This window comes from Wohlfahrtiimonas larvae, from assembly GCF_002006755.1.
GTDB classification, from domain to species: Bacteria; Pseudomonadota; Gammaproteobacteria; order Cardiobacteriales; family Wohlfahrtiimonadaceae; genus Wohlfahrtiimonas; species Wohlfahrtiimonas larvae.
Map to the genome: position 1 here is coordinate 1 of NZ_MVDO01000193.1, position 4,594 is coordinate 4,594.

General features: G+C 37.2%; 5 protein-coding genes. 4 read left to right on the forward strand and 1 reads right to left on the reverse strand.

Annotation, left to right across the window (positions count from 1 at the left end; genetic code table 11):
- The 4 genes from BZK14_RS10485 to BZK14_RS10500 form a co-directional block, all read left to right on the forward strand.
- A partial coding sequence (locus tag BZK14_RS10485; RefSeq protein WP_143691452.1) for a TonB-dependent copper receptor occupies nucleotides 1-1,889 on the forward strand: 1,889 nt, incomplete at its 5' end.
- Between the two features lie 4 nt (nucleotides 1,890-1,893).
- On the forward strand, nucleotides 1,894-2,574 hold the full coding sequence (locus tag BZK14_RS10490; protein ID WP_077926444.1) for an energy transducer TonB: 681 nt from the start codon (nucleotides 1,894-1,896) through the stop codon (nucleotides 2,572-2,574).
- 127 nt (nucleotides 2,575-2,701) lie between these two features.
- The gene (locus BZK14_RS10495; protein ID WP_077926445.1) at nucleotides 2,702-3,121 is read left to right on the forward strand and encodes a YeeE/YedE family protein; all 420 of its coding nucleotides are present in this window, start codon (nucleotides 2,702-2,704) and stop codon (nucleotides 3,119-3,121) included.
- 10 nt (nucleotides 3,122-3,131) lie between these two features.
- Nucleotides 3,132-3,548, forward strand: a complete 417-nt coding sequence (locus tag BZK14_RS10500; protein ID WP_077926446.1) for a DUF6691 family protein — start codon at nucleotides 3,132-3,134, stop codon at nucleotides 3,546-3,548.
- On the opposite strand, the gene BZK14_RS10505 is transcribed toward BZK14_RS10500, so the two are convergent.
- Nucleotides 3,540-4,421, reverse strand: coding sequence for a LysR family transcriptional regulator (locus tag BZK14_RS10505; RefSeq protein ID WP_077926447.1), 882 nt, complete (start codon nucleotides 4,419-4,421; stop codon nucleotides 3,540-3,542). The two genes, BZK14_RS10500 and BZK14_RS10505, sit on opposite strands and share 9 nt — an antisense overlap.
- Between the last annotated feature and the right edge of the window lie 173 nt (nucleotides 4,422-4,594).

Below are 4,594 nucleotides of genomic sequence, written 5' to 3' on the forward strand. Positions count from 1 at the left end.
TTGCAAAGATTTCAAATCAACCCAATATTCAAACCATTAATACCAAAGAAGCAATTCAACCAATGCCGGCACAAGATGGTGCTGAATTATTAAAATTGATCCCTAACTTAAGCGTTGCTAGAAAAGGCGGTGGTGGCGGTGAACCTGTATTCCGTGGTTTGGGTGGTTCGCGCTTAAAAATATTAAGCAATGACGCAATGATTTTGGGTGGTTGTGGCGGACGAATGGATCCCCCCACTGCTTATATTTATCCTGAATCTTATGATGAAGTTGTTTTTATTAAAGGCCCACAATCTGTGCAGTATGGTCCGGGTAATATTGCAGGCGTTGCAAGATTTGTGAGAAATGATATTAAATTGGATGAATTCACCACAAAGTTTAGTGGATCAATAATGGGCGGATCATATGATCGCTTAGAATCCTATGCAGATGCCATCATTGGTAATCAATGGGGATATATTCACGCTAACGGCACATATAATAAATCCAATGATTATAAAGATGGATCAGGCGATAAAATTCATTCTGAATATAAACGCTCTAGCCAAACGATTGAATTAGGTTTAACCCCGACAAAAGATACTTTGATTGAATTGGGCTATGATCGTAGCCGTGGTCATACATTCTATGCGGATAGAATGATGGATGGCACAAAGTTTGATCGTGACAGTTGGCGCTTAAAGGTTAAGCAAGAAAATATCTCTGAATGGCTAACAAAATTACAGTTTGAATATAGCCATAATAAGATTGATCATGTGATGGATAACTATACTTATCGCACAGTGATGCCAAATAAAATGGGCAAAAAAATGTATGCATTGAGTAATCCTGCACGCACAACACAAACAGCCAAGTTGTTTGCAGAATTATCTTTGGGCGATACTGAAACAGTTTTGGGTATGGATTGGTTTGCGGATCGTCATAAATTACGCATGACAGGGATGAAACCCAATTTACTCGAAGTTCAAAATTATAAAAATATGCCTTATCAGTTGAATCAAAAATTTAAAAATATTGGTATTTTTGCGGAAACTTCATGGTTTATAACGGATGACCAAAAATTGGTTGTCGGTTATCGTCATGATCGTAATGATGCTAAATATAATCCTAATTTTGGCAAAGGCAAAGATATTGCACTCAATGCATTATCGAAACGTTATAACTTAGATTCAGCATTTATTCGCTATGAACATGCAGTGAATGATTGGTTGTTCCATGCAGGTTATGGTATGGCGCAACGCTCACCTGATTTCTGGGAAAGAAGTCGAATGGACGGTGAAAATGTTAAAAAAGAGACAAATCATGAAATTGATTTTGGTTTCTTGTATAACACAGATACCTTGGCAGTTTCCACTACAGTATTTGCGAGTAAAATGAAAGATTACATCCTAATTGATCAAGGGCAGGCTCGTAATATTGATGCGGATCGTTATGGTGCAGAGGCTCAAGTACAATGGAATTTTGCACAGAATTGGAATGTAAGTAGTAGCTTAGCTTATACATACGGTAAAAATAAAACAGATCATAGAGCCTTGGCACAAATCGCCCCATTAGAATGGAATACGAGTTTAAACTGGAGCAATGAAACGTTCAGTGCAGGAGCAGTTTGGCATGTTGTGAATTCACAGCATCGTTATGCAGAGGGGCAAGGCAATATCTTTGGTGCGGATTCTGGTCCGGGTGCGGGTTTTGGCATATTGTCATTGAATGCATCATGGAAAGTTAAAAATGAATTCACATTGTTAGCGGGTGTGGATAATGTTTTTGATAAGAATTATTCAGAGTTTATCAGCCGTTCTGCTTATGACATTTATCCTTATGAGGCTAGTAAATTTAGAGTGAATGAACCAGGTCGACGTTTTTGGGTACGCATGAATGTGAGCCTCTAAGATTATGTTTAAAATCTCTAATATTGTGCTGTTTGTGATTGTTGCGCTTGGCCATTGCGGTATTATCTATATTGTTTTGAGTTCCCCCGAAAAACAGTATGAACAAAAGCTAGTAATTGCAGGCACAATATTAGAGATGACAGTTTTAAATGTTATGGAAGCAGCGCCACCTGAAGAAAAAGTGGTGGAACAAACAAAAGAAGCACCGAAAATATTAACGACAGAAAAAAGTGATGTGGAGATTGATAATCCCGTTGAATCATTGAAAGAAAAAGTCATTCAAGCGCCTGTTAAACCCAAAATCGTGCCGAAAAAGAATATCGCTAACCAAAATAGAAATAAAAATACCGCACAAATTCAGCCTAAAAAAGCCGGGCAAGCCATACAATCACAAGCCTTTATGGCGCCAACCCATGAAGGCAAGGCTCTCGGCAATCGTAAACCGAAATACCCTGAATTATCGCTTCGGCGTAAAGAAGAAGGCAGGGTGACATTGAAGGCAAAAGTATTGGCTTCAGGTAGAGCAGAGTCAGTATCAATCCATAAAAGTAGCGGTTATCCAAGGTTGGATAATGCTGCCCAAAAAGCTGCACAAAATTATAGATATAAACCTGCTGAACAAAATGGGCAAAAAGTCAGTTATGATTATTTTTTCACGGTGACGTTTAGTATTAAAAACATGTGAATTTTTCATTCATATACTTATGTTTTCCATATATTTTAAATTTAAGTTACCAAAAGTAACTTTTTCTCAAAAATTCCTCTATACTAATCACATTCATAATTAGATTGTCATACTAAGAGAGGAACTTATGGCTTCATTTTTTTCATTGACCGCATTATTGGGCGGTTTACTTATTGGCTTAGCAGCCATGATCTATTTTCTGTTTTTAGGCAGGGTGATGGGCGTGAGCGGGATTTTAAGCACAACCTTGAGCCGTCATGGCTTTACGGTATGGCGTGCACTTTTCATTGTGGGCATTTTAATTTCACCGTGGATTTATAGCCTATTTGCAGAAGTTCCTGTCGCTGAATTAACCAATAATAAAATGTTATTGATCATTGGCGGATTATTAGTGGGCTTAGGCGCAGGGTTAAGTTCAGGGTGTACAAGTGGGCACTCCATTTGTGGGATTGCGCGATTATCGCCAAGTTCAGTAGTGGTCACAATGATCTTTATGGTTGCAGGTGGTGTTTCTGTCTTCATTGTTAAACATTTATTAGGATTATAAGGAGCACGTAATGTACGCATTTATATCATTAATTGCAGGGATTATTTTTGGTTTAGGATTAATTTTATCAGGTATGGCAAATCCTTCTGTTGTTCAAGGTTTTTTAGATCCATTCGGTAATTGGAATCCTGCATTAATTTGGGTCATGGTGGGCGCTTTGGTGATGAGCTTTATTGCTGTCACAATTCTGAAAAAGCGCGGTACAACATTATTGGGTGAAAGGCATCATCTACCCACAAATACACCAATGAACAAGCGCTTAATTATGGGTGGATTAATCTTTGGTGTAGGTTGGGGATTGGTGGGGATTTGCCCAGCACCTGCATTAGTTTTAGTGGGACAAGGTTTACCAGATGGCATTTTATTTGCCATCGCCATGATCATTGGTTTATTACTGCCTAGATTTTTATTTAAAAAATCACATTAATTTGTGGGATTGAATGAACTGAATGAATTGCTGAATCGGAGGAGAAAGATATTTCTCCTTTGCATGCACGATATTGAAGTTTCTGAAATATTGATCTTCAATATTGAGTTGTACTAAATGATCCTTATAAAAGGGATTATCCAAACATGCTTTAGAGATAAAAGTAACGCCTAATTGATTGAATATACTCAATAAAATCGCATCGAATGAATTTAAGATAAGATACTCAAAAGGCTGATGAAAATGGATAGCTAATTGATGATCAAAAAACTTTCGGCTTGCGGAGTTGGCTTCTCGTAATATCCAGCGCTCTTGGTTCAGTTGCTCATAACTCACAGATTCTAATTGTGCTAAAGGATGATGAATGGATGCAACAATCACCATTTCATCTTTCTGCCAAAACTCATGTTGCAATGATGAATCAATGGCAGAGCTTTCTAAAAGGGCGATATCCAATTCAAAACGAGTCAATAATTCTTGAATGGAATGAACGTTTTCAATAATAACTTCAGGTAGCCAATGATGTTGTGTTTCAAATTGTTGCAATAAGTTGGGTAAGAAAAATGAACCAATGGATTTGGTACAACCAATCGTAATTTTGGGTGTAGATTGATGAAGGCTAAATTCATCTTCTATGAATTTCATACGATTTAATATTTCATCGGCTAATGGGATTAATGTTCTGCCTGCTTGATTGAGATAAAGTCGTGAATTTTTACGATCAAAAATAGGCTCGCCTAACTGAATTTCTAGTTCTGCTAAGCTTTGTGATAAAGCACCCTTCGTCATATTAATAACATCGGCAGCAGCCGTCATATTACCGTGATTGACGATGGATAAAAATACTTTAAGTTGTTTGATTGTAATATTCATGTTTAGTTTCTCTAAACGGTTTGTTTAAAATAACTCGATATACTAAACATAACAGTATCACTAAAATCAAGTTCGAGAGAGAAAATTTGAACTAAGTTGCACTGTAGGATTAAAATAGGGTAAAAATATGAAACGCTTTCATCAACAAATCAGAGAATTGCCAACGCCACTTG

Bases quoted from the DNA above. Each gene is read 5' to 3' on its own strand.
- BZK14_RS10505 (WP_077926447.1), bottom strand. From the start codon at position 4,421: ATGAATATTACAATCAAACAACTTAAAGTATTTTTATCCATCGTCAAT.
- BZK14_RS10490 (WP_077926444.1), top strand. From the start codon at position 1,894: ATGTTTAAAATCTCTAATATTGTGCTGTTTGTGATTGTTGCGCTTGGC.
- BZK14_RS10500 (WP_077926446.1), top strand. From the start codon at position 3,132: ATGTACGCATTTATATCATTAATTGCAGGGATTATTTTTGGTTTAGGA.
- BZK14_RS10495 (WP_077926445.1), top strand. From the start codon at position 2,702: ATGGCTTCATTTTTTTCATTGACCGCATTATTGGGCGGTTTACTTATT.